Source organism: Paenibacillus sp. 2003 (assembly GCF_031455635.1).
Lineage (GTDB): Bacteria > Bacillota > Bacilli > Paenibacillales > Paenibacillaceae > Paenibacillus > Paenibacillus amylolyticus_B.
Genome location: NZ_JAVDTB010000012.1, coordinates 1 through 24,818 on the forward strand (window position 1 = coordinate 1; position 24,818 = coordinate 24,818).

The window sequence follows — 24,818 nt, forward strand, 5'->3', positions numbered from 1 at the left end:
TTCCACACGTACCCATCCCGAACACGACCGTTAAGCCCTCTAGCGCCGATGGTACTTGGACCGCAGGGTCCTGGGAGAGTAGGACGCCGCCAAGCAATAGGAAGAACACACTTGATGATATCGAGTGTGTCTTTTTTTGTTTATCTAATTTGATCTATGAAAGAGGAACAGCTCACATTTGTTGGGCTGTTTCTTATGACCCTCTCACTTCACTTACACGATTGTAAGGCAATTGCAAGATAGATCAATATTATCAACTCAGTGGCTCCTGTATACTAATCCTATCCATCGATGGGGTTGAATTTCAGGGGGAGTTGGCGTGAGGTTATTTGAAATCCTATTATTCTTCTCTAGTGTATGTTTATTGGCATTTTTGTTCATTCCCAATCAACGTATACGAAGAACAGCTTTGCTCATGACAAGCGGAGTCGGCTTTATTATTTTAGTGATACATTTTCTAGTTGAAGGATACAGGATTCAGCTTGTATTCTTATACGGATTTACGACCCTGATGTTCATGTTTTCTCTTATAAAAGTTGTTCGAACGCAGAAAGGAGTGTGGCCAGCCTCCCGAATTCCTAGAGTGCTTGGTCCCCTTTTTATTGCAATTGGGCTAATCGCTACAGTCTGTTTCCACTATGTGTTTCCGGTTTTTGACCTTCCAGCACCAACTGGCAAGTTAAAAGTAGGCACACAAGTCTTTCATTTCGTCGATCCAAACCGGGAGGAGACATTCGGGGAATCAGAGACAGGCAAGAGAGAATTAATGGTTCAGGTGTGGTATCCGGCTGAAGCTGGCACTGGGAAGTATACTCCATTTATCCCTAATCCCCGAATCTTATCTTATATGGCGGAGAATTATGGCCTTCCCGGGTTTACTTTTCAACACCTGCAGTATGTATCCAGTCATGCTTACTTGGCGACTGAAGTCTCTTCAGTTCAGGGCTCATACCCATTGATTCTTGCAAATCCCGGTTTTGGTTCCTCCAGGTTTCTTCACACGTCACAAGCCGAAAATCTGGCGAGTCACGGATATATCGTGGCAGTGATCGACCACACCTATAATACATTTGCAACCGAGTTTCCGGATGGTCAAATCACGACCAGTACAACCAGCGATTTGTTTTCACCCGAACATGATTACAGAACAGAAAGAGAAAACCGTGACAAGTTGGGAAAAGTGTTAACCGACGATGTGGTGTTTGTGCTTGACCAATTCGAACTGATTCAATCGGGGAAAATTCCAAGTCAGCTAAAAGGGAGGGTGGATGTGGGTCATATAGGAGTGTTCGGTCATTCCATTGGAGGAGCGACGGCCTATGATGCTTCTTACGATCCACGAATAAAAGCTGGGATAGACCTTGATGGAGGACTTTATGGTCTGCATGACAAAGAGGGCCTGCGGAAGCCGATTTTGTTCATGAACTCGGAAAGTGGATACGAAAAATTAAAAATGTTGATCGATCACCGAGTCTACACGGATGTTGAACTTGAGCGTATGGGTAATACAAGAGAGTGGGTGGATAAAGAAAGGAAAGACAAAAAGTTGGAGCTTGATCGGATGCGTAAAACCGTTGCCGCAGGGGGACAAGTTCTATATATCGATAATGCGGAGCATTTAAATTTTACAGACGTGCAGTTCATTTCTCCAATTTTCAAAATTCTGGGTATTACAGGGAAGATTGCGCCCGATAGAGCGAATTTCATTATTAATTCCTATATGCTGGATTTCTTTGATATGTACCTGAAAGAAAAGGGTGGAATCCTAATGAATGGACCCGATAGTCGGTTTCCGGAAGTGAAGTTCATAACCCCACTATTATAATTATGGAACAGGTTGTCGATATTGCGATAACCTGTTTTTTATATGATTTTGTATCCGTTTCTTCAAACGTAGCTAGCAGAAATGTCAATCCCCCATCCCCGTTATTGAGGTTCACCTTAACCTGAAATTTTTAATTCGACTGATGTAACCCTTATATATGGACAAAGTGTCTTTAGAAAGCTCGTAAATAGGGTAATGGTTCAGAAACATCTCTTCACGCGGATAAAAGTAATGCTGATTCCAAGTATAAATTGAGTAAAGATTATAAAAAAAATTAGTACCAAGTACTAATACTTAGTGCTATAATGGTAAAAAACAAGTGAGGTGACTACCGGTATGAATCATCAATCAAAGGCAACCATCACGGCAATGGGGACGTATGTACCGGATCGAATATTAACGAATGCTGATCTGGAGAAATTGGTCGAGACAAGTGACGAATGGATTGTGCAACGTACAGGCATGAGAGAACGGCGAATTGCAGCTGAAGATCAATTTGTATCTGACCTGGCTACGAAGGCTGTACAAGATATGATACGTCGTTATGATGTAAGTGTAAAAGATGTGGATATGATCCTTGTCGCTACAAGTACACCTGAATATGCTTTCCCAAGTACGGCATCCAGAGTACAGGCTAATCTTAAGATCCCACACACGGGTGTACTGGATTTAAATGCTGCATGCGCAGGTTTTACCTACGGACTACAGCTAGCCGACAGTCTGGTGACCAGTGGAATGTACCGCAAAGTACTGGTTATTGGAGCAGAGACATTATCCAAAATTACGGATTACACAGACCGCACGACTTGTGTACTGTTTGGTGATGGAGCGGGGGCCTTCTTGGTGGAGAGATCATCGGGTGCTGAAGGTGACTTTATGGCAGCCATATCAGGTACACATGGAGAAGGCGGTGTACATCTCTATAAGACTGGCTTGTCTTCTGAGATGAATGGTGTGCCTTTGCAGGGTGAGGGATGCCTTGTTCAGAATGGGCGAGAGATTTATAAGTGGGCTGTACGGACGATCCCAGAGCAATTGGATAAGCTGATAACGAAAGCTGAATTAAGCCCTGACCAGATTGACTGGTTTGTCCCGCATAGTGCCAATATGAGAATGATTGAAGCTGTTTGCGAACGTGGTCCGGTTCCTTTGGAACGTACTCTAACCAGTGTAGAGTATCGTGGGAACACATCTGCTGCGTCCATTCCGCTTGCTTTACAGCTTGCAGTGGATGAAGGGAAATTGAAAGAAGGACAGAGTGTAGCTCTCTTTGGCTTTGGTGGTGGTCTGACGTACGCAGGTCTGGTGCTGAAATGGGGCGTGCCGGACAAGGTTCAGGAATGAGTAACATACGACGGTATGCAATACAAAAATAAATAGAGAAAATAAAAGAGACCACCCAAACTTCATGTAGTCATGAAGAGGGTGGTCTCTTTAGTTGGTTAACTCGTTTCAAAAAAAGTGATATGATTGCATCTATTTTTTGTGTTAACCGGAATTGCTTAATCCCATAAACATTTTACGGCGTAAGCTTAGGTGCTTGGCGGTGATGTGTACCTTGTTCGTAGCTGTAAGCCAGCTTGATCAAGGTTCCTTCATCAAAAGCACGACCCAGGAACTCCATACCGACTGGCAGACCTTCTGTTGTGAAACCAGCAGGGACCGTGATTGCCGGGAAGCCGGAGAAAGGACTCAATCGGTTGTTACCACCGGAGTTTTGCCCTTCGCCAATAACACCAGCGGCTTGTGTGGACGTAGGATAGATGATGGCATCCAGGTTATTATCTGCCATAACTTTCAGCAGGGACTCACGTGTAACTTGGGTGCGTTTCAGAACGATGTCCTTGTATTCGGTAGTTTCCAATGTCTGGCGTGCATCCCGAGTTTTCATGGATTGCTCCTGAGACTTGTCGAACTCTCCGGAAGCGATGATTTCGGACAGATTGTGATATGGAGCATCTGCACCCAATGACTCCAGATAGTCATTCAGCTGGAACTTGAATTCATATCCACTAAGGCTTGGGTATTTGTTGATCTCAGCCAAGTTCGGGATAGAAATGGGAACTGCGGTAGCGCCCAGTGACTTCAATTCTTCCACAGCGGTGTTGATGACGTCAGCAACGGCTTTTTCTTCAGCTTTGGTACTTGGGATGAGTTCTGTGGCCACACCGATGCGTGCACCTTTCAGTCCGTTTACATCCAAGAAGTTTGTATAGCTGGAAGGGATTTTTCCAACCGCGTAAGCTGTAGCGACATCCTTTTTATCATATCCGGCTGTAGCATCCAACATGATTGCAGCGTCACTAACTGTACGAGCCATAGGTCCACCTACATCCTGTGTCAAAGCCAATGGGATAATGCCTTCACGGCTAGACAGTCCGATGGTTGGGCGGATACCCACAAGGCTGTTGAAGCTGGATGGGATTCGGATCGAACCGCCAGTGTCTGTACCCATGCCGGCTGCGGCAAAGTTAGATGCAATGGCAGCACCTGTTCCACCGCTTGAGCCACCTGGATAATGGTCCGGGGCGTAAGGGTTAAGCGTTTGTCCACCCAATGAGCTGGATGTCGTGATGCCAAATGCGAATTCATGCAGGTTTGTTTTGCCCAAAATAATGGCGCCAGCTGCTTTGAGTTTCTTCACTTGTTCAGCATCGTGAGCAGGAATGGAGTCTTTCAGACAGATACAGCCTGCGGTTGTCGGCATATCGTTGGTATCGAAGTTATCTTTGACCAGAATCGGAACGCCATGCAGAGGCCCACGAGCACCTTGAGCTGCACGTTCTTCATCCAATTGCTCCGCAATTTGGAGCGCATCGGGGTTCAATGTTAATACAGCGTTTATGCTTACACCTTGATCATCGTATTTTTCAATGCGGTCCAGATATTTCTGAACCAGCTCTTTTGATGTCAGTTTTCCTTGCGTCATTGCGGCCTGGAGATCCATAATGGTTGCTTCCTCCAAGACAAACGGTTTTATGTAGTTATAAATGCGGTCTTTCAGTATGGATAGGTCATTCTCGGTAAGTACAGCGTTTGGAAGGAAGAGGGAATCGGTATAACCTTTCATTAACCCTGCGGTATTTAATGCACCAACAGCACTTGCGAAAGTGGCTTCATCTGGAACATCCTTGAATGATTCGGTAGTCGAATCCAGCTTGAGCCATTGTTGCAGGGCGACCGCAGCATCTTTACGTTGTACGGTTGTGCCGGAGAGTTTGTCCATGGTAAAAGGAACACCTGCAAGTGTTGCCGCTTCTTCCATGGCCTGAACAAATGCTGCCGGAGTAACAGGCGCTTTTCCTTTGGATACAGCAGCTACTATTGTTTTACTTGTAGGCGTTGCCGTTGCGGCTGATGCCGAAGGCACCGTTCCTCCCCATGTTGTGGCAACAACAGCTCCCGCCAGTAACAAAGCCCCACTTTTTTTCAATACAGATCCATGATAAGTCATGCATCCACGCTCCCTTCCTGTGTCTCATTGATGTGTGTTAGCAGCGATTCTGTTTCTATGCTTTTGACACATTGTATAGTTATGTCAGGTAATCTTACAAGGTTTATATTTATCCAAAAAAACGTATACATCAATACTTTACAGTGTTAATACTTATTCATGCTGCTGTTTACATGTACTCAGAAAAACTATTACATATTTTAATGTTAAGAAATATAACATAAATTTGTTATGTTGATTAAACATGAGGTTACAGGATATGAGTAGATTAGGAAGTAGAGATGACAGAGCATACCTTTAGTGTGAAATGATATAATGAAAAGATAGGAATATAAGAGACATAACGTTCTACCAGAGAGGAAGAGATATGAATTGAAGACATTGGTACTCGCAGAAAAACCGTCTGTGGCACGCGAAATAGCCAGAGTTATGGGTGCGCGTGATAAACATAAAAGTTATATGGAAGGCCCGAAATATATCGTTACCTGGGCGCTTGGACATCTGGTTGGATTAGCTGAACCGGAGGATTACGACAAAAAGTATGCAACATGGAATCTGGAGGACCTGCCCATTCTGCCTGAGCGTACGAAACTGAAGGTACTTAAAGAGACCAACCATCAATATAAAGCAGTACAGCAGTTGATGAAGCGTCAGGATGTAGGTGAGCTGGTCATTGCGACGGATGCGGCCCGTGAGGGAGAATTGCTGGCCCGTTGGATCATGCAGATGGCGGGGTGGAAAAAACCTTTTAAACGCCTGTGGATTTCATCCCAGACTGATAAGGCGATCAAAGACGGATTTGCTTCGCTGAAGCCAGGCAGTCAGTTCGATCGTCTCTATGAATCTGCACGTTGCCGTGCGGAAGCCGACTGGATGATTGGACTTAACGTGACCCGTGCGCTAACCGTTCGTTTCAATGCACAGTTGTCTGCTGGACGGGTGCAAACTCCGACCTTGGGCATGATTATGGATAGAGAAAATGAAATTAATAGTTTCCGCTCGCAGGAGTATGAGACGTTAACGGCAGATTTGGGCGATTTTCAGGCTGTTTGGCGGGCAGCAGGGGGAGATTCACGCATTTTCAACCCTCAAGAAACGCAAGAATTGAAGAAGCGGGTAGACGGGCGCAAGGGCACGATTGCCCAGGTGAAGAAAAGTGAGAAAGTAGAGCCACATCCACTGGCATATGACCTGACGGAACTGCAACGGGATGCCAACCGGAAATATGGTTTCTCGGCAAAGCAAACATCAAATGTCCTGCAACGTCTGTATGAACAGCACAAACTCGTGACGTACCCACGTACGGACAGCCGATATCTAACTGCCGACATGACAGCTACGTTGAAAGAACGGCTGGACAGTGTAGCCATTGGACCTTATGCGTCTTTGGCACGTCCTTTGCTGCGCAAAAATCTGAATATCACCAAACGTATTGTGGATGACAGCAAAGTTACGGATCACCATGCGATTATCCCTACGGAGCAGACGGTGCTTCTGAATCAATTGAATCCGGAGGAACGCAAACTGTACGATCTGATTGTGCGTCGTTTTATCAGCCTGTTCTATCCGGCAGCGAAGTACGATTCGGTTGCGATCACGGTTCAGGTGGGGAATGACTCCTTCCATGTTAAAGGTACAACGGTGAAAGAAAGTGGATGGCGTGAAGTATACGGCGGCGATTACAGCGATGATGACGATGACCGGGCTGATGATGCAGCAGACCATGAGCGTGCGCTTTTGCCAGATGTGCAGCAAGGACAGTCCGTGACGGTTCAGCGTTGTCATATTAAAAGTGGACGGACGATGCCGCCCAAACGGTATACCGAAGCCGCTTTACTTTCCCAGATGGAAAAGCATGGACTCGGCACTCCGGCTACACGGGCGGATATTATTGAGAAGCTTGTCAGTTCCGACACGATAGATCGTCAAGGCAACAGCATGCATCCAACCGGCAAAGGAAAACAGTTGATTGAACTGGCTGCTCCGCAGCTGCGTACACCGGATCTGACTGCCCACTGGGAAGCTGAACTGGAGCGCATCGCTCGTGGGCAAGGACAGCCAGGGCCTTTTCTGGACAGCATCCGTTCTATGGCCAAAGAGCTCGTGTCAACGGTGAAAGGCAGTAAAGCAGAATACAAGCCGCATAATGTGTCCAATAGCCACTGCCCTGACTGCAATGCGCGATTGTTGGAGAAGAAGGGTAAGCGTGGCAAGTTTCTGGTATGTCCTACGGAGGACTGTGGATATCGTCGTTCGGCCGAGAAAAGATTGTCCAATCGTCGTTGTGCGCAGTGCCACAAAAAGATGGAAATCAAAGAAGGCAAGGCTGGGCTATACGTGCAATGTCTGCCTTGTGGCATTACAGAAACATTGGATAAGGATAAACAGCATGTGAACAAACGTGATCAGCAAAAGTTGGTTAAACAGTATGCAAAGCAGGAGTCCATCGGTTCCAATCTGGGTGATCTGCTGAAGGCGGCTATGGAGAAAAAGGGAGAGTAACACGCTTGAGGGTAGTTGAGGTAATACTTCGTGCGGTACGAGCCATGCGAATGAATTACTTATGTACTCCAAATAAACTGATTTCTTTCTACTCATCCATGCCAATTCGTATAAGATCCTCCGTTTTCAGGCAACGTAAGCCAAGGAGGTGATACCTATATGCCGCATAACAAACCAGAGAAAATCCATAACCAGCAAAACAAAGACAGTATTCGGGAAGAGAGTATCGCTGTGCGCCCGGACAAAGCAGCCAAAAGAGTACCAAGCCTGAACGGTATTCCAAAACAGGAGTCTTAGGTCAGAGCGAAGTTAGCGTTATTACACAAATTTCTGGTTCCCTACCCGGTGCGTTGAACATGTCTCTGATGAGGACTATAATGGAGACAGGGAGATGTCCCGGGACAGGGGGATCGCTAGAATTATATGCAAACCGGACTTATATTGTGGTTTTTATTTATTAATGTAGTTGGTTATCTGGTGATGTCGGATGATAAGAGGCGTGCACAACAGCGTCGTGACCGTACACCCGAACGGACGTTATTCTTATTAGCATTTATAGGCGGTGCTTTGGGAGTCTGGATCGCGATGTATCGGAAAAGGCATAAGACTAAACATCCCAGCTTCACCATTGGCATTCCGTTGTTGTTATTCTTGAATGCGGTAATCTATGGTTACTTTATCCAATGAACACAGGCATAACCGTTCATACTGTGGTTTCATATGTAAATTCATTCGTATAAATGGTTCATTGTGCTCTGGAACGTTTAAGGAGTTATATGGTTTTGTTAGTTTATTACATGTCAGACCGAAGCTTGCTTCGCGTGCTCTACATATAAAGGAAGGGACGGGATTCACATGTTATTTTCCAAAATATTAGTGGCTTATGATGGTTCCAAAGCTTCAAATAAAGCACTTGATCGTGCGATTGAGCTAGCGAAAGTGTCCCCAAATGCAGTACTGGATGTCATTCATGCTTTTGATTTCCCGCGTGTATTCATAGGTGAGGGGTTGGCTCCACTGCCACCTTCACTTAATAATGACTACTACAATCTGGCTGTGCAGACAACAGATGAAGCGAAAGAACGAATTCAGGCTGCGGGTGTAACGGCCAATGTGGATCTGATTCAAGGAGCGGCAGCGGAAGTATTGCTTGATTTTGCCAAAGAAAATGATTCTGATATCATTATTATTGGTAGCCGCGGACTGGGTGGTATTCGGGAATTTGTCCTGGGTAGTGTTAGTCACAATGTGGTGCAGCATGCTCAGGTTCCAGTACTGATCGTAAAATAATGGATGAAGTGTGTACGCACTGAAAAACAGGAAGCCGGTTGTCTTCGAGAGATTGAAGAGGAGCCGGCTTTCTTTTATGGGATGAAATGGATGGTTAAGCGAATTTAAAGAAGCAATTCCCGAACATTATATTTGTCAATATGTTAAATGTTCGTCTTTAAGTTGACATTAGCTGTAGGGGATTGTTAGAATGTTAGATGTGTCGATCAGGTAAGAATAAGGTCGAGTAGGAACGAAATGTGTAATAAGAGATTACAAAAATGAACGAAGATAGTTTGATAGATATTTGCTCGTATAACGCCGGGAATAGGGCCCGGAAGTATCTACCCGGGAACCGTAAATTTCCGGACTACGAGGAGATACGGCTGAGAGTCGCATGCAACCAGATGCGGACAGCAAGCCCCCTTTTGGCATGCCCAAATGAGGGATACGTATTTCTTGGAGTCCGGTGTCCGGAGAAAATGTGATGTTTTCGCGGGTAGCGGATTTTTTCATTTCACACGTAAAATGAATTCATTAATACCAGATGTAATCAAAAAAGCTCAGACGGGAGTTGGATGTATTCATGTCACTGCAAGTCGCTGTAATTATGGGCAGCAAGTCGGATTGGGAAACGATGAAACATGCGTGCGAGGTGCTAGACGAGCTGGAGATTGGGTATGAGAAAAAGGTGGTCTCCGCCCATCGTACACCGGATTTGATGTTTGAATACGCAGAGCAAGCAATTGATCGAGGATTCAAGGTGATCATTGCAGGCGCAGGTGGGGCAGCACATCTACCCGGTATGGTTGCAGCCAAAACGATGCTTCCAGTCATTGGCGTACCGGTTCAATCCAAAGCATTGAACGGTCTTGATTCCTTGTTGTCCATTGTTCAGATGCCTGGTGGTGTTCCCGTCGCAACTGTGGCGATTGGCAAGGCAGGGGCAACCAATGCAGGATTGCTGGCAGCTCAAATGATCGGTGCTTTTGACCCGGATGTCCAACGTCGCTCTGAAGCTCGCAGAGAGCGCATCAAACAAGAAGTACTCGAAAGCAGTGAAGAACTATGAGTAGTACAGGGAACCAATCCGGTATAGCAGGAGAGCTGAAAAATGTTCTGCTACCGGGGAAAACAACCATTGGCATTCTTGGAGGCGGACAGCTGGGACGTATGATTACGCTCGCAGGAACGGCAATGGGGTATCGATTCGTTACTCTTGATCCCGCTGCGGATGCACCTTGTGGTCAAGTTGCTCGTCAGATTGAAGCTGATTATGACGATGCCAAAGCTGCACTTGAACTGGCTCGGCAATGCGATGTTATTACGTATGAATTCGAAAATGTGGATGCAGAAGTCGCTGGGCTGCTCGAACGTGAGTCCTACGTTCCGCAAGGAAGTGCGCTACTATACACCACACAACATCGATTACGTGAAAAACGTGCAATTGAAGCCGCTGGAGTAAGAGTTGCACCTTATCGGGAGATCACGAGTGGGGATACGATGCTTGCTGCTGTAAGTGAACTTGGCGTGCCATGTGTACTGAAGACGGTGACTGGAGGTTACGATGGCAAAGGTCAACGGGTCATCCGGGAAGCAAGTCAGGCTGTTGCGGCATACGAAGAACTTACGGCTACTGGTGCGGAACTGGTGTTGGAACAATTCATTAAGTTCGAATGCGAGATTTCGGTCGTTGTAGCGCGTAGTACAAATGGGGAGATCAAAACGTTCCCGCCAGCGGAGAACATTCATGTAAATAACATTTTGCATGCTTCAATTGTACCGGCTAGAGTTGCCGCAGATATCCAGATTGAAGCTCAAAAGCTGGCAGCAGCGGTAGCAGAATCGATGAAGGCTGTTGGGCTGCTGGCTGTGGAACTGTTTGTAGCGTCGGATGGAAGACTGTACGTCAACGAACTGGCACCAAGACCACATAATTCCGGTCACTATACGATGGAAGCTTGTGCGACTTCTCAGTTCGAACAACATATCCGTGCCATCTGCGGATTACCACTCGGTGACACTTCGTTATTGAGTCCGGTTGTTATGGTCAATGTGCTTGGAGAACATCTGGAAGGCATTATCGCCAGAACAGGGCAACCTGATGCAGAAGCGATAGACCTCGGTGTGATTCCCAAGCTTCACATATATGGTAAAACCGAAGCCAAAACAGGACGTAAGATGGGGCATGTGAATCTGCTTTGTCAGGATGTTGAAGAAGGATTGCAATGGATTGAACAAACTAACCTCTGGAGGAATACAAATTCATGATTGAACGTTATAGCAGACCCGAAATGAGAGCCATCTGGACCGAAGAGAACAAATTCCAATCGTGGCTGGAAGTTGAAATTTGTGCCTGTGAGGCGTGGGCCGAACTGGGTGTAATCCCTAAGGAAGAAGCAGCATTGCTTCGTCAGAACGCATCTTTTGACATCGACCGCATCTATGAGATTGAAAAGGAAACACGTCATGATGTTATCGCATTTACACGTACGGTATCTGAAAGTCTGGGTGCGGAGCGGAAATGGGTGCACTACGGACTGACTTCCACAGATGTCGTGGATACGGCTCTGGGTTATGTACTGCGTCAAGCGAATGAGATTCTGGAAAAGGATATCGTGAATTTCATTGAAATTCTTCGTGAAAAAGCACTGGCTTATCAGCACACACCAATGATGGGACGTACACACGGGGTGCATGCGGAGCCAACAACATTTGGTCTGAAAATGGCGTTGTGGCATGAAGAGATGAAACGGAACCTGGAGCGTTTCCGTCATGCAGCAGACAATGTACAATACGGCAAAATCTCAGGCGCAGTAGGAACATACGCGAACATCGATCCGTTTGTTGAAGAGTTTGTCTGCGAGAAGCTGGGCACAAAGCCAGCGCCGATCTCGACTCAAACATTGCAACGTGACCGTCACGCAGAATATATGGCTACACTGGCGTTGATCGCCACGTCCTTGGACAAGTTTGCTACAGAGGTACGTGCACTGCAGAAGAGTGAGTTCCGTGAAGTGGAAGAAGCTTTTGCTAAAGGTCAAAAAGGATCTTCCGCAATGCCGCACAAGCGTAACCCGATCGGTAGTGAAAATATCTCCGGTTTGTCCCGCGTCATTCGCGGACATATGGTATCGGCATACGAGAACGTAACGCTCTGGCATGAACGCGACATCTCACATTCTTCCGTAGAACGTATCATTCTGCCGGATGCAACGATGCTGCTGAACTACATGCTGAACCGTTTTGGCAACATCGTGAAGAACTTGACTGTATTCCCTGAAAATATGAAACGTAACATGGAGCGCACCTACGGGGTACCATTCTCCGGTCGCATCATGACAAAGCTGATCGACAAAGGCTTCAGCCGCGAGCAAGCATACGATACCGTTCAACCACGTGCGATGCAAGCATGGGAAGAACAACGTCAGTTCCAGGATATCGTGAAATCCACACCGGAGATCACTGAAGTGCTGAACGAAGAGGAAATCGCAGATGCGTTCAACCCGTCATGGCACCTGAAGCACGTAGATACCATCTTCAAAAAACTCGGTTTGAACGACTAATATATAACTCCTATAAGGCTATAGCGCAGAATGATGGTTTTGCAGGGAACGCAGAGGACAGAAATAAGCTGAAGAAGCGAAGCGTTCGCCTTTATCCCCGGATTTTCACTTTGAAAAAGTGGAATCGAAAAATCTGGGGATAACAGCGATCGGAAGATTGTTCTGTCATCGGAGTGGAGTCCGCACCATCAGGATTCTGATCTTAGCCTTACATCTCCTGAAAGAAGGTGAGCCCATGGCACTGTCCACTGCGGCAGATCTCGTTAAAGCACCTCTGTTATATAAAGGAAAAGTACGTGAATTGTACGATCTGGGTGAACATTTTCTGATCGTGGTTACCGACCGAATCTCGGCATTTGATTATGTGCTGGACCCGGCAGTTCCCGAGAAAGGAAACGTACTGAACAAACTCAGCAGTTTCTGGTTTGAACTGACAGGTAGCATGATGGAGAATCACGTGGTTCATACCGATGTGAATAAACTGGGTGATCTCATCACAGACCCTGAATTGCTCAAAGACCGCATCATGGTAACCCGCAAAGCAGAGCGCATTGATATTGAATGTGTCGTGCGTGGATACATCACTGGTGGGGGATGGAGACAATATGAGACAAGCGGTGAAGTGAATGGCATTAAACTGCCTGAAGGACTGCGCAAGAACGCCAAACTCGAAGTTCCCATTTTCACCCCGGCAGCCAAAAATGATGTAGGACATGACGAGGACATTTCGATGGATCGCATGAAAGAACTGGTGGGAGACGGACTTGCAATGGAGCTTCAGGAAAAAAGCTTGCGCCTGTACGAATTCGCCCGTGATTACTGTGATCAGCGTGGCATCATTCTGGCAGACTGCAAATTCGAGTTCGGCATCGTGGATGGCAAGGTCATCCTGATTGACGAAATCTTCACCCCAGATGCATCACGCTTCTGGGCCAAAGAGAATTATGAACTCGACATCGAGATCGACAGCATGGATAAAGAGCCAGTGCGCACCTATCTAGCTGGAACCGATTGGGACAAGAACAGCAAACCTGACCCACTCCCACAAGAGGTAGTTGAAGCAACAACCGCAAGATACGTCGATATTTATAATCGTTTAACGAGATAATAAAGTTTAACGTTTGAGTGAGCTAACGTTTGAGCGCGGGCTACGGGAAAGTTTGGCTTTCGATCGCTGTTGCCCCCGGAATGTTTTGATTGAATCCTTTTTTCAAAAGGAGACATTCCGGTTGCAAAGGCGAGCGCTTCGCTTCTCTAGCTCAAATCTTTCCCTCCGCCAGTGTTCAAACTGGTGGGTGAGGCAATTAAAGAACAAAGACTTCTATTAAACAGGAAGTCTATAAATAGTAAAACAGTATAGTTACTAAAGTAACGTAAAGACCATTCACCGTTTTCACGTAAATGGTCAGTCTCGACCATTACACACCGTGCAACGTAAAAGGTTTAGGCCTTTAAAAAACGTCGCATGGACTAGCGGAGGGGCGGAATTGTTCTTAAAGGAGCGATAGCGTTCGCCTTTGTCCCCGGGTTTTGACCGCACAGCGGTTCAAAACAATCAAAAAACCTGGGGACAACAAGCGACCGGAAAGAACAATCCGCCCCGGAGCAAGCTCCAACCCCCATTTTTAACAGCATAAAGCATTTATCCCGTTCATTACTGAGGAGGAACATAAGGATCATGATCAAAGCAACCGTATATGTCACTATTAAGCAAAGCGTACTCGACCCGCAAGGCGTAGCTGTTCAAGGAGCCCTGCATTCTATGGGATTCAACGAAGTGGAAAGTGTACGGATCGGTAAAGTCATGGAACTGAACCTGGATACAACAGATCGTGCGGAAGCGGAGAAACGTTTGAAAGTCATGTGTGAAAAGCTGCTGGCCAACACCGTTGTTGAAGATTACCGCTACGAATTGGAGGGTTAATCTCATGAAATTTGCAGTTCTTGTGTTCCCTGGCTCCAACTGCGACATCGACTGTTACAAGGCAGTGGAAGATGCGATTGGACAAGAGGTTGATTATGTATGGCACACGGCTACAGATCTTTCGGCTTATGATTGTATTTTAGTTCCGGGTGGTTTCTCTTATGGTGACTACTTGCGTTGCGGAGCAATTTCCCGCTTTGCACCGGTAATGAACGAGGTAGCGAAAGCTGCTGAACAAGGTAAATATATTTTGGGTATTTGCAACGGATTCCAGATCCTGACGGAAGCGGGATTGCTTCCAGGTGCATTGATTCGTAATACTTCCCTGAAATTCCGTTGTCACGATACGGTATTGAAAGTGGCGAATGCAGATACACCATTTACACGTGACTATGCACCCGGTGAAGAGATTATCATCCCGATTGCTCACGGCGAAGGCAACTATTATTGCGACGAGGAGACGCTCGCGAGTCTGCAAGCGAACAACCAGATCGTATTTACGTATGGTACGAACCCGAATGGTTCCCTGGGTGATATTGCGGGAATCTGCAACGAGGGTGGAAACGTGGTCGGCATGATGCCGCATCCAGAGCGTGCAGTGGATTCACTGCTAGGTTCGGAAGACGGCAAACGTATGTTTACATCTATTTTGAAAGCATGGAGGGATCGGCATGACGCAGCAGCTATCCGCTAAGGAACCGACAGCAGAACAGGTCGCAGAACATAAACTTTACGCACAAATGGGCGTATCTGACAGCGAGTATGAGCTGATCTGTGAGTTCATGGGGCGCAAGCCAAACTACACGGAAATTGGTGTGTTCAGTGTAATGTGGTCCGAGCATTGTGCTTATAAGAACTCCAAGCCATTGCTGCGCCGTTTCCCAACCACTGGACCACGTGTCCTGATGGGACCTGGTGAAGGTGCCGGTATCGTGGATATCGGTGATAACCAGGCCGTTGTATTCAAAATTGAAAGCCATAACCATCCTTCCGCGGTTGAGCCTTATCAAGGTGCGGCAACAGGTGTGGGCGGCATTATCCGTGATATTTTCTCCATGGGTGCAAGACCGGTAGCAATACTGAACTCCCTGCGTTTCGGCAAGCTGGAGAGTGATCGCGTTAAATATTTGTTCGAACATGTGGTAGCGGGTATTGCTGGATACGGTAACTGTATCGGTATTCCTACCGTTGGTGGCGAAGTGATGTTTGATGAGAGCTATGAAGGAAATCCGCTGGTTAACGCCATGTGTGTGGGTCTGATTGATCATGACAAGATCCAGCGCGGTGTAGCTAAAGGTGTAGGTAACCCAGTCTATTATGTTGGGCCACCGACAGGCCGCGATGGTATTCATGGAGCAACCTTTGCATCGGTTGAACTGACGGAAGAATCCGAGTCCCAACGGACAGCGGTTCAGGTCGGTGACCCGTTTATGGAGAAACTGGTGATGGAATCTTGTCTGGAATTGATCGACACGGGCATCGTGCTCGGAATTCAGGATATGGGTGCTGCGGGTCTGACATGTTCGAGTGCAGAGATGGCAAGTAAAGCGGGTAACGGTCTGGAATTGTATCTGGATCAGGTACCACAGCGTGAAGAAGGCATGACCCCTTACGAGATGATGTTGTCTGAGTCCCAGGAACGGATGTTGTTTGTTGTTGAGCCGAAGGATGAGGCGCAGGCGATGGAAATCTTTGAACGTTGGGGCGTAATCTGTGCCAAAGTTGGTAAAGTAACGGATGACGGCCGTCTGAAATTGATCCACCACGGCGAAGTGGTCGGAGATATGCCGGTAACGGCTTTGGTTGACGAATGTCCAGTCTATGACAAACCTTCTTCTGTACCTGCCTACTACGAGCAAAGTGCTTCCATCGACACGCTTCGTTACGACGAAGTGTCGGATCTCGGCGGAGCGCTGAAACAAGTGCTGGCTTCACCAACAGTAGCAAGTAAAAAATGGATTTATGATCAATACGACTACATGGTGCGTACAAGCACTGCTGTTCGTCCAGGTTCGGATGCGGCTGTAGTTACGATTCGTGGCACACGCAAAGGTCTCGCAATGACAACGGACTGTAATGGACGTTATGTGTACCTTGATCCTGAAGTTGGTGGACGGATTGCCGTAAGTGAAGCAGCGCGTAACATTGTATGTTCCGGTGCTGAGCCGCTGGCGATCACGGACAACCTGAACTTTGGTAACCCGGAGAAGCCGGATATTTTCTGGCAAATGGAGAAAGCGGTAGACGGTATGGCGGAAGCTTGTCGTGTGCTGGATACGCCGGTAATCGGTGGTAACGTAAGTCTGTATAACGAAAACGCCAAAGGCTCCATCTATCCAACGCCAGTTGTCGGTATGGTAGGTCTCGTTCATGATACGGATCATATCACGACACAAGCATTCAAATCCGAAGGCGATGTTATCATCCTCCTCGGTGAAACAAAAGCTGAACTGGGCGGTAGCGAGCTGCAATACGCGGTTCATGGTCAGACGGAAGGTCGTCCACCAGAACTGAATTTGCAAACGGAAAAAGCGTTGCTGGGAACCGTGCTGGAAGCTATTCAATCCGGTCTCGTTCGCTCTGCACATGACTTGTCTGAAGGTGGCTTGGCTGTAGCACTCGCAGAGTCTTGTATCAGCGGTAACGTAGGAGCACAGGTGAATGTGGAGACTGCACTGCGTGCAGATCACGCCTTGTTCAGTGAGAGTCAATCCCGTATCTTGTTGTCGGCTACGCCAGAGCAAGCGGGTAAACTTGAAGCATTTGTACGTGAGCGCGGTGTACCTGTAGCTGTGATTGGACGTGTAGAAGGAAGTAACCTGACGATTGAATTGAACGGAACATCAGCCGTGAGCGAACCTGTAGGAGGTTTGGCTCAGGTCTGGGAGGATGCGATTCCATGTCTCATGAACTGACGACAGGACCGTTGTGGACAGGCGATTATTATAATGAAGGGTCCGGCAAGGAAGGACTCGACAAATTGAAGGAAGAATGCGGTGTGTTCGGGGTGTACAGACACCCTGATGCGGCTTCGCTCTCCTATTATGGACTGCATGCGCTCCAACATCGGGGCGAAGAAAGTGCAGGCATGTGTGTGAGTGATGGCAGCCAGTTTAACTATCACCGTGGCATGGGTCTGGTGAAGGAAGTATTCACCAAAGACCTGATGCAGACGTTGACCGGGGATATTTCCATTGGACATGTCCGTTATTCAACAAGTGGTGACAGTAAACTGACGAACGCACAGCCACTGGTATTCAAATACCGTGATGGCGATTTGGCAGTAGCAACCAACGGAAACATTGTGAATGCACCAACGATCCGGCGTGAACTCGAGCAGAGCGGTTCCATTTTCCAAACAACAAGTGATACCGAGGTTATTGCGCATCTGATTGCACGATCCTCCAAAGGGCTTGTGGAAGCAGCAAAAGAGGCATTCCAGCGCATTGTTGGCGGTTATGCATTTCTGATCATGACCAATGACAAGTTGCTCGTGGCTTCCGATCCACACGGACTTCGTCCGCTTACGATGGGTAAGCTGGGAGATGCGTATCTGTTTGCATCCGAGACGTGTGCGCTGGAAACAATCGGCGCAGAGTTAATTCGTGATATTGAACCCGGTGAACTGCTTGTGCTGGATGCAGATGGACTGCATGAAGATCGCTTCGATCATCACAAACACCGCAAGGCATTATGTGCGATGGAATATATATATTTTGCTCGTCCGGATAGTGATATGAATGGTGCGAACCAACATGCTGCCCGTAAACGGATGGGAAGCCGCATGGCGATTGAGTCGTTTGTGGATGCGGACTTGGTTACGGGGGTACCAGATTCCAGCATCTCGGCGGCGATTGGATATGCTGAACAGACAGGTATTCCGTATGAGATGGGTATGATCAAGAACAAATACACCGGACGTACGTTTATCCAGCCAAGCCAGGAATTGCGGGAGCAGGGCGTGAAGATGAAGCTGAGCGCTGTGCGTCGCGTTGTGGAAGGCAAACGTGTGGTTATGATTGACGACTCCATCGTACGGGGAACGACCTCCCGGCGGATCGTGAACATGCTGCGTGATGCAGGAGCAACGGAAGTTCATGTACGCATTACATCGCCACCTTTCAAAAACCCTTGTTTCTATGGCATTGATACACCGGACAGCCGCGAATTGATCGCCTCACAGCTGTCGGTGGAAGAAATCTGTCGTGAAATTAATGCGGACTCCTTGGAGTTCCTCAGTCCCGATGGACTGATTGCATCAATTCAGGGAGATAATCAGGATGATCCCAAGGGCGGGCTTTGCCTCGCATGTTTTGATAATGATTACCCAACCCGCCTCGACTTTGGCGGCGAAGAAAAATTCGGTTGCAGCTGTTAATCCATGCGGATGAGAAAGAGTTATAACGAAGGTGACGTGTTCCTGATTCCGATGAAGGATGGCCGATTTGCGATATGCCAGGTGGTATGCGCACTTAAAGGTCGTTTTAAAAAGACATTTTCGTTTGGCGTGATGAGCATTCAGCGTGACGAAACCGAAAAGTTGGAAGATGGCGATTTTCTCTTCTATTCTTTTGGGAACCGTAGAAGCAACGTTATATTCACTTCTCCGGCCAATATCCGAAACGGATCGTGGAGGATCGTGGGTAACACACCTTTGACGCCCGAAAAGGAAGAACTGAAAGTGTTTCAGTGTGCCGGACATTTATACTGCGGTGATGAGTACCTTCGTAACCTCCCGATAGAAGAGTATAGTCAGTTTAATACGCTCGGCGTAGCCGGGTTTGAATTGGTACAAAACCATCTGTTAGAGATGGAGCAAGGATAGGTGGGTTGGACTTAACATTAACACGATAAAATCTGGAGATAACGGCAATTGGAAGGTTGTTCTGTCATCGAAGTGGTAAGTGTTAATACTCTAGTTCAATTTTTATAAGATACGAAGGGTGTGATGGTTGTGTCCGAAGCATATAAAAAGGCCGGCGTCGATATCGCGGCAGGTAATGAAGCGGTTGAACGGATGAAAAAACACGTGAAGCGTACCTTCCGTCCGGAAGTGATGACAGATCTGGGTGGATTCGGTGCTCTGTTCGGTTTGAACAAAGATAAATACGATGAGCCTGTGCTTGTATCCGGTACGGATGGTGTAGGCACCAAGCTGAAAATTGCATTTGCCATGGACCGTCACGATACCATCGGAATCGACGCGGTAGCGATGTGTGTGAACGACATTGTGGTACAGGGTGCAGAGCCACTCTTCTTCCTTGACTATCTGGCATGTGACAAAGTCATTCCGGAGAAGATCGAAGCTATTGTTGCGGGAATCGCTGAAGGCTGTCATCAATCTGGTTGTGCGCTGATCGGTGGCGAGACGGCGGAGATGCCGGGCATGTACAGTGAAGGCGAATACGATATTGCTGGATTCACGGTGGGTATCGTGGACAAAGCAAAGATTATCAACGGCACAACCATTGCTCCTGGCGACACAGTGATTGGCCTGGCTTCCAGCGGTGTGCATAGTAACGGATTCTCGCTGGTACGCAGACTTTTGTTGGAAGATGCGGGTCTTGATCTGCATGATGAAGTAGCGGAACTGGGCGGTAAGCTGGGTGATTCCCTGCTGGAACCTACAAAGATCTATGTTAAACCTCTGTTGTCCCTGCTCGAAAAGGTAAAAGTAAAGGGTATGGCACACATTACAGGTGGTGGCTTCATCGAGAATATCCCACGTATGTTGCCGAACAACGTGAATGTGGATATTGACTATGGCTCTTGGCCGATCCTGCCGATCTTCAACCTGTTACAGGAAAAGGGTGCTGTCTCGAACCGTGACATGTTCACCACCTTTAACATGGGTGTTGGGCTTGTACTGGTCGTTAATGAAGCAGATGCAACGGAAGCACTGCAACAACTGCAAGCTTCTGGTGAAGAAGCGTACATCATTGGCCGTGTTACTGAAGGAGATGCGCGAGTAACCTTCACGGGAGCGGATGTTTAATGGAGAACTACCGCATAGCTGTATTTGCCTCGGGTGAAGGGACTAACTTTCAGTCATTGGTCGATGCAGTACGGAACGGTGGGCTGAATGCATCCGTAGATCTGCTCGTATGTGATAAACCATCTGCACGTGTTGTGCAGCGGGCACAGGATGCAGGTGTGGATTGTCATCTGTTTACTCCGAAAAATTATGCTTCCCGTGAAGCTTATGAGGCAGAGATCATCGAAGTGCTTGAATCCAAAAAGATCGACTTGGTCGTTCTTGCGGGATATATGAGATTGCTGACTTCGGTTGTGGTGGATCATTACGCAGGGCGGTTGATTAACATTCATCCGTCCTTGCTACCGGCATTTGCAGGCAAGGATGCGATTGGACAGGCACTTGAGTATGGCGTGAAAGTGACGGGTGTGACAGTACATTTTGTGGACGGAGGCATGGATACTGGACCGATTATTGCCCAGCATCCGGTTCCCATTTTGCCAGAGGATACGCCTGAGTCAATCAGCCGTTCCATTCATGCAGCCGAACAGCAGCTATACCCCGAAGTTGTTTCCTGGTTCGCGCAAGGTCTGGTTCAATTAGACGGACGTCACGTCACTGTTAACAAACCGGTTTGATATAAGTTGAAATTTTTTTACACATTAACGGAGAGGACAGAAAAAACCTGAAAAAGCGAAGCGTTCGCCTAAAAGCTTTCTGAAAGAAAGCTGCTTCGGAAGCATAGGCTTATCACCAGATTTTCCCTTTAAGAAAAGGGAATCAAAAAAATCTGGGGATAACAGCGATTGGAAGGTTGTTCTGTCATCGGAGTGTCCCGTGTAAATATCTTGGTTCCACTTATATAACAGAAGTCGAATATTGGTACGCATTTTGTGATATTTCTCGGGAAATAAATCGGCTGTGTTTCGTCAGGAAACGCGAAGTCATGGGACATTAAAGGAGGAGCATATTGTGAGTATCAAAAGAGCGCTGGTCAGCGTATGGGATAAAACAGGCATCGTGGACTTTTGCCGCGAGCTGTCGCAAATGGGTGTGGAGATTATTTCGACAGGAGGTACAAGCAGCCTGTTGTCGAAGGAAGGCGTACCTGTCATCGGAATTTCGGATGTGACCGGATTCCCAGAAATCATGGACGGACGTGTCAAAACATTGCATCCGGCAGTGCATGGTGGGTTGCTGGCTGTTCGTGACAGCGAAGAGCATAAGCGCCAGATGGAAGAGAACGGACTGGATTATATCGACCTCGTTGTCGTGAACCTGTACCCCTTCCAAGATACTATCGCTAAACCCGATGTGACGTACGAAGACGCGATCGAGAACATCGATATTGGTGGTCCTACCATGCTTCGTTCTGCTGCCAAAAACCATGCTTTTGTTAGTGTCGTTGTTGACACAGCAGATTACGGCAAGGTGCTTGAAGAAGTTCGCAGCAATGGAGATACCACTCTCGAAACACGCAAACGGCTTGCGGCAAAAGTGTTCCGCCATACAGCGGCTTACGATGCAGTTATTTCTGACTATCTCTCCAACCTGAACGGTGATCCGTTGCCAGAGCGTCTAACGGTTACTTACGAAAAACTCCAGGATTTGCGTTACGGCGAAAATCCACACCAGCAGGCGGCATTCTACCGCAAACCGCTGGCTGCTCAAGATACGTTGACAACAGCCGAGCAATTGCATGGCAAAGAGTTGTCTTACAATAACATCAACGATGCGAACGCAGCATTGCAGATTGTCAAAGAGTTTGAAGAACCGGCTGTTGTCGCGGTTAAACATATGAATCCATGTGGCGTGGGCATTGGCGCAAGTATCTATGAAGCTTACAGCAAGGCATATGCTGCAGATCCAACGTCTATCTTTGGTGGCATTGTGGCAGCAAACCGCATTATCGATAGCGATACAGCAGGCAAATTGAGTGAGATTTTCCTGGAAATCGTGCTTGCTCCGGACTTTACACAAGAGGCTCTCGATATCCTGACGAAGAAGAAAAACATTCGTTTGCTCAAAACAGGCGAACTGAATGCTGCTCGTAAACGGGAGAGCCAATTCGTAGTAACGTCCATCGACGGTGGTATGATTGTGCAACAGTCGGATGTGCACTCCATTGAAGCGAGCGAGCTGAACGTGGTAACGGATCGTGCGCCATCGGAAGAAGAACTGAAACAGCTGTTGTTTGGCTGGAAAGTAGTTAAACACGTGAAATCCAACGCGATTGTACTTGCAGCCAATGACATGACGGTAGGTGTGGGCGCTGGACAAATGAATCGTGTGGGTGCAGCCAAAATTGCGATTGAGCAAGCGGGCGAGCAAGCAAAAGGTGCTATCCTGGCATCCGATGCGTTCTTCCCAATGGGTGATACGCTGGAACTGGCTGCAAAAGCTGGAATTACAGCAGTGATTCAACCGGGTGGTTCGATCAAAGATGAAGAATCCATCAAAGTAGCCAATGAATACGGAATTGCCATGGTCTTCACAGGCGTTCGTCACTTCAAACACTAGAGCAAAAAAGATTTAATAAGGGGTGTCGCCAGTCATACTTATGACTTATGGTACACCCCCTCTTTTTTAGGTTGTTCAACACGCATTAGCGTAACAAATCCAGCTATGCACGGAGGGGGAACAGAGCGAATGGATATTTTGGTAGTAGGCGGCGGTGGCCGGGAGCATGCAATCATCTGGGCGCTGGCGAAAAGTCCGAAGACAGGCAAGATTCACTGTGCACCGGGGAATGCAGGTATTGCTCAACTCGCTGAGTGTCATGCCATTGCGGTGAATGAATTCGATAAACTAACGGCTCTTGCTGTAGAGCTTAAAGTGGGATTAGTGGTTATTGGTCCGGATGATCCGCTGGCGGATGGGATCGTGGATGCATTTGATTCGACAGGTATTCCGGTATTCGGACCTCGTCGCAATGCAGCAGAGATCGAAGGAAGTAAAACGTTCATGAAGGACCTGCTGCACAAGTACAACATTCCAACCGCAGCCTATGAGAAATTCGACAACTACGAACAGGCTCAAGCATACCTGAATGAACAAACAATTCCGGTTGTCATCAAGGCAGATGGACTGGCAGCGGGTAAAGGTGTGACGGTAGCTTATTCGCGTGAAGAGGCTGATCAGGCTCTGCGCAGCATCATGGTGGAGAAAGTATTTGGTGAAGCAGGTGCCAAAGTGATCATCGAGGAATTCCTCGCAGGGCAGGAAATGTCCATTCTGGCTTTTGTTGATGGAGAGACGGTTCGTCCGATGGCCGCAGCACAGGATCACAAACCTGTATTCGACAATGACCAGGGGCCAAACACAGGCGGTATGGGTACATACTCACCATTGCCACATATCCCTGCATCCATTATTGATGAAGCCGTGGAGACAATCATTAAACCAACTGCCAAAGCGATGGTGTCCGAGGGACGTCCATTCCAGGGTGTATTGTTTGCCGGACTGATGATTTCACCAGATGGTAAACCCAAAACGATTGAGTTCAACGCACGGTTTGGTGATCCGGAAACACAGGTTGTATTGCCACGTCTGAAGAGTGACTTGTTTGATATCTTCTGGGCAACCGTCCATGGCAAGCTGGCTGATATTGAGATTGAATGGAGTGATGAAGCCGCAGTCTGTGTGGTGCTTGCTTCAGGAGGATATCCGGGACCTTATGCCAAAGGTGTAGTCATTGAAGGACTGAACCAAGTAGATGATGCTGTGGTATTCCACGCAGGTACTGCGCGTAGTGAAGCGGGAGACTGGGTTACGAATGGTGGACGAATCCTGGGCGTAGTTGGCCTTGGTGCGGATATTGCCGAAGCTAGAAACAAAGCCTATGAACAGGCGGAGCGTATCCATTTTGATGGTAAACATCAGCGGTCGGATATTGCTGCCAAAGCACTGGTATAGAATGAATATAAGAGCCCGTAAAGATGTATACCGGAAAGGTATTTGCATCTTGCGGGCTCTTTGTTACGTATATAGATGTATCTTGTGCAAATGGCCGGGCTTGTCCATACGGGAAAGAATCTGGGTAAGATGCAAAACGGGATTAAATCAGGGAGATCAGGCATGTTTAGTGCCCTAAAGTAAGGGGTAGTATTTTTATAAATTGGACTATACTAAACATGTGAAGATTATCACATTACGAGGTAATATCCATCATATTATATAAAGTACGTAACATACATAGAGACTAATTTGTGAACATTATACTGTAAGCTTGTGGCAAACCATAACGTGCAACTGGATGGTTGAGCGGGAAACATGGTATACTTTTCGGAAACAGGAATGAGTAC

The 24,818-nt window shown here is 47.4% G+C and carries 20 protein-coding genes, 1 rRNA gene and 1 riboswitch; of the genes, 20 read left to right on the plus strand and 1 reads right to left on the minus strand.

All coding sequences use genetic code 11. From position 1 onward, the window contains the following. From rrf to J2X75_RS27805, 3 genes are all read left to right on the plus strand, one after another. Window positions 1-95: ribosomal RNA gene (rrf, locus tag J2X75_RS27795) — 5S ribosomal RNA — on the plus strand; the annotation flags it as partial. Window positions 96-319: 224 nt separating this feature from the next. Beyond that, a complete protein-coding gene (locus tag J2X75_RS27800; RefSeq protein WP_310342462.1) occupies window positions 320-1,825 on the plus strand; it encodes an alpha/beta hydrolase family protein in 1,506 nt (501 codons plus the stop codon). 336 nt (window positions 1,826-2,161) lie between these two features. Further along, window positions 2,162-3,169, plus strand: coding sequence for a ketoacyl-ACP synthase III (locus tag J2X75_RS27805; RefSeq protein ID WP_310342465.1), 1,008 nt, complete (start codon window positions 2,162-2,164; stop codon window positions 3,167-3,169). Between the two features lie 175 nt (window positions 3,170-3,344). On the opposite strand, the gene J2X75_RS27810 is transcribed toward J2X75_RS27805, so the two are convergent. Continuing rightward, a complete protein-coding gene (locus tag J2X75_RS27810) occupies window positions 3,345-5,279 on the minus strand; it encodes an amidase family protein (RefSeq protein WP_310342467.1) in 1,935 nt (644 codons plus the stop codon). A gap of 372 nt (window positions 5,280-5,651) precedes the next feature. On the opposite strand from J2X75_RS27810, the gene J2X75_RS27815 reads away from it, so the two are divergent. The 17 genes from J2X75_RS27815 to purD all read left to right on the plus strand — a co-directional run bounded on the left by J2X75_RS27815 (window position 5,652) and on the right by purD (window position 24,429). Further along, window positions 5,652-7,781, plus strand: a complete 2,130-nt coding sequence (locus J2X75_RS27815) for a DNA topoisomerase III (RefSeq protein ID WP_310342470.1) — start codon at window positions 5,652-5,654, stop codon at window positions 7,779-7,781. A gap of 159 nt (window positions 7,782-7,940) precedes the next feature. Then, window positions 7,941-8,078: a hypothetical protein gene (locus J2X75_RS27820; RefSeq protein WP_167483854.1), complete on the plus strand. Its 138-nt coding sequence runs from the start codon at window positions 7,941-7,943 to the stop codon at window positions 8,076-8,078. A 126-nt stretch (window positions 8,079-8,204) separates the two neighbouring features. Continuing rightward, window positions 8,205-8,468: a DUF1294 domain-containing protein gene (locus J2X75_RS27825; protein WP_017690702.1), complete on the plus strand. Its 264-nt coding sequence runs from the start codon at window positions 8,205-8,207 to the stop codon at window positions 8,466-8,468. 168 nt (window positions 8,469-8,636) lie between these two features. Further along, window positions 8,637-9,071: a universal stress protein gene (locus J2X75_RS27830; RefSeq protein ID WP_047840488.1), complete on the plus strand. Its 435-nt coding sequence runs from the start codon at window positions 8,637-8,639 to the stop codon at window positions 9,069-9,071. A gap of 270 nt (window positions 9,072-9,341) precedes the next feature. Further along, window positions 9,342-9,443, plus strand: a riboswitch (purine riboswitch). 193 nt (window positions 9,444-9,636) lie between these two features. Then, on the plus strand, window positions 9,637-10,122 hold the full coding sequence (gene purE, locus J2X75_RS27835; RefSeq protein WP_310342482.1) for a 5-(carboxyamino)imidazole ribonucleotide mutase: 486 nt from the start codon (window positions 9,637-9,639) through the stop codon (window positions 10,120-10,122). Then, the gene (purK, locus tag J2X75_RS27840; protein ID WP_310342485.1) at window positions 10,119-11,321 is read left to right on the plus strand and encodes a 5-(carboxyamino)imidazole ribonucleotide synthase; all 1,203 of its coding nucleotides are present in this window, start codon (window positions 10,119-10,121) and stop codon (window positions 11,319-11,321) included. The genes purE and purK overlap by 4 nt, the downstream gene beginning before the upstream one ends. Further along, window positions 11,318-12,616 carry an adenylosuccinate lyase gene (purB, locus tag J2X75_RS27845; protein WP_036668399.1) on the plus strand — a complete coding sequence of 433 codons (1,299 nt, stop codon included), beginning with the start codon at window positions 11,318-11,320 and terminating at the stop codon, window positions 12,614-12,616. Before purK ends, purB begins: the two co-directional genes overlap by 4 nt. Window positions 12,617-12,851: 235 nt before the next feature. Further along, a complete protein-coding gene (locus J2X75_RS27850) occupies window positions 12,852-13,724 on the plus strand; it encodes a phosphoribosylaminoimidazolesuccinocarboxamide synthase (RefSeq protein ID WP_310342490.1) in 873 nt (290 codons plus the stop codon). Between the two features lie 570 nt (window positions 13,725-14,294). Further along, the gene (gene purS / locus J2X75_RS27855; RefSeq protein ID WP_017690695.1) at window positions 14,295-14,540 is read left to right on the plus strand and encodes a phosphoribosylformylglycinamidine synthase subunit PurS; all 246 of its coding nucleotides are present in this window, start codon (window positions 14,295-14,297) and stop codon (window positions 14,538-14,540) included. A gap of 4 nt (window positions 14,541-14,544) precedes the next feature. Next, on the plus strand, window positions 14,545-15,234 hold the full coding sequence (purQ, locus tag J2X75_RS27860) for a phosphoribosylformylglycinamidine synthase subunit PurQ (RefSeq protein WP_124118546.1): 690 nt from the start codon (window positions 14,545-14,547) through the stop codon (window positions 15,232-15,234). Continuing rightward, complete coding sequence (gene purL, locus J2X75_RS27865) at window positions 15,212-17,455, plus strand: phosphoribosylformylglycinamidine synthase subunit PurL (RefSeq protein WP_105602022.1); 2,244 nt, start codon at window positions 15,212-15,214, stop codon at window positions 17,453-17,455. Before purQ ends, purL begins: the two co-directional genes overlap by 23 nt. Further along, window positions 17,440-18,918 carry an amidophosphoribosyltransferase gene (gene purF / locus J2X75_RS27870; protein ID WP_124118548.1) on the plus strand — a complete coding sequence of 493 codons (1,479 nt, stop codon included), beginning with the start codon at window positions 17,440-17,442 and terminating at the stop codon, window positions 18,916-18,918. Before purL ends, purF begins: the two co-directional genes overlap by 16 nt. 3 nt (window positions 18,919-18,921) lie before the next feature. Next, window positions 18,922-19,365, plus strand: coding sequence for an immunity 26/phosphotriesterase HocA family protein (locus J2X75_RS27875; RefSeq protein ID WP_310342496.1), 444 nt, complete (start codon window positions 18,922-18,924; stop codon window positions 19,363-19,365). 129 nt (window positions 19,366-19,494) lie between these two features. Further along, the gene (gene purM / locus J2X75_RS27880; protein ID WP_310342499.1) at window positions 19,495-20,535 is read left to right on the plus strand and encodes a phosphoribosylformylglycinamidine cyclo-ligase; all 1,041 of its coding nucleotides are present in this window, start codon (window positions 19,495-19,497) and stop codon (window positions 20,533-20,535) included. Then, window positions 20,535-21,152 carry a phosphoribosylglycinamide formyltransferase gene (gene purN, locus J2X75_RS27885; protein ID WP_310342501.1) on the plus strand — a complete coding sequence of 206 codons (618 nt, stop codon included), beginning with the start codon at window positions 20,535-20,537 and terminating at the stop codon, window positions 21,150-21,152. Before purM ends, purN begins: the two co-directional genes overlap by 1 nt. Before the next feature lie 334 nt (window positions 21,153-21,486). Further along, on the plus strand, window positions 21,487-23,034 hold the full coding sequence (gene purH / locus J2X75_RS27890) for a bifunctional phosphoribosylaminoimidazolecarboxamide formyltransferase/IMP cyclohydrolase (RefSeq protein ID WP_145326175.1): 1,548 nt from the start codon (window positions 21,487-21,489) through the stop codon (window positions 23,032-23,034). Window positions 23,035-23,163: 129 nt separating this feature from the next. Next, window positions 23,164-24,429, plus strand: a complete 1,266-nt coding sequence (gene purD / locus J2X75_RS27895) for a phosphoribosylamine--glycine ligase (RefSeq protein ID WP_310342507.1) — start codon at window positions 23,164-23,166, stop codon at window positions 24,427-24,429. Window positions 24,430-24,818: the final 389 nt, after the last annotated feature.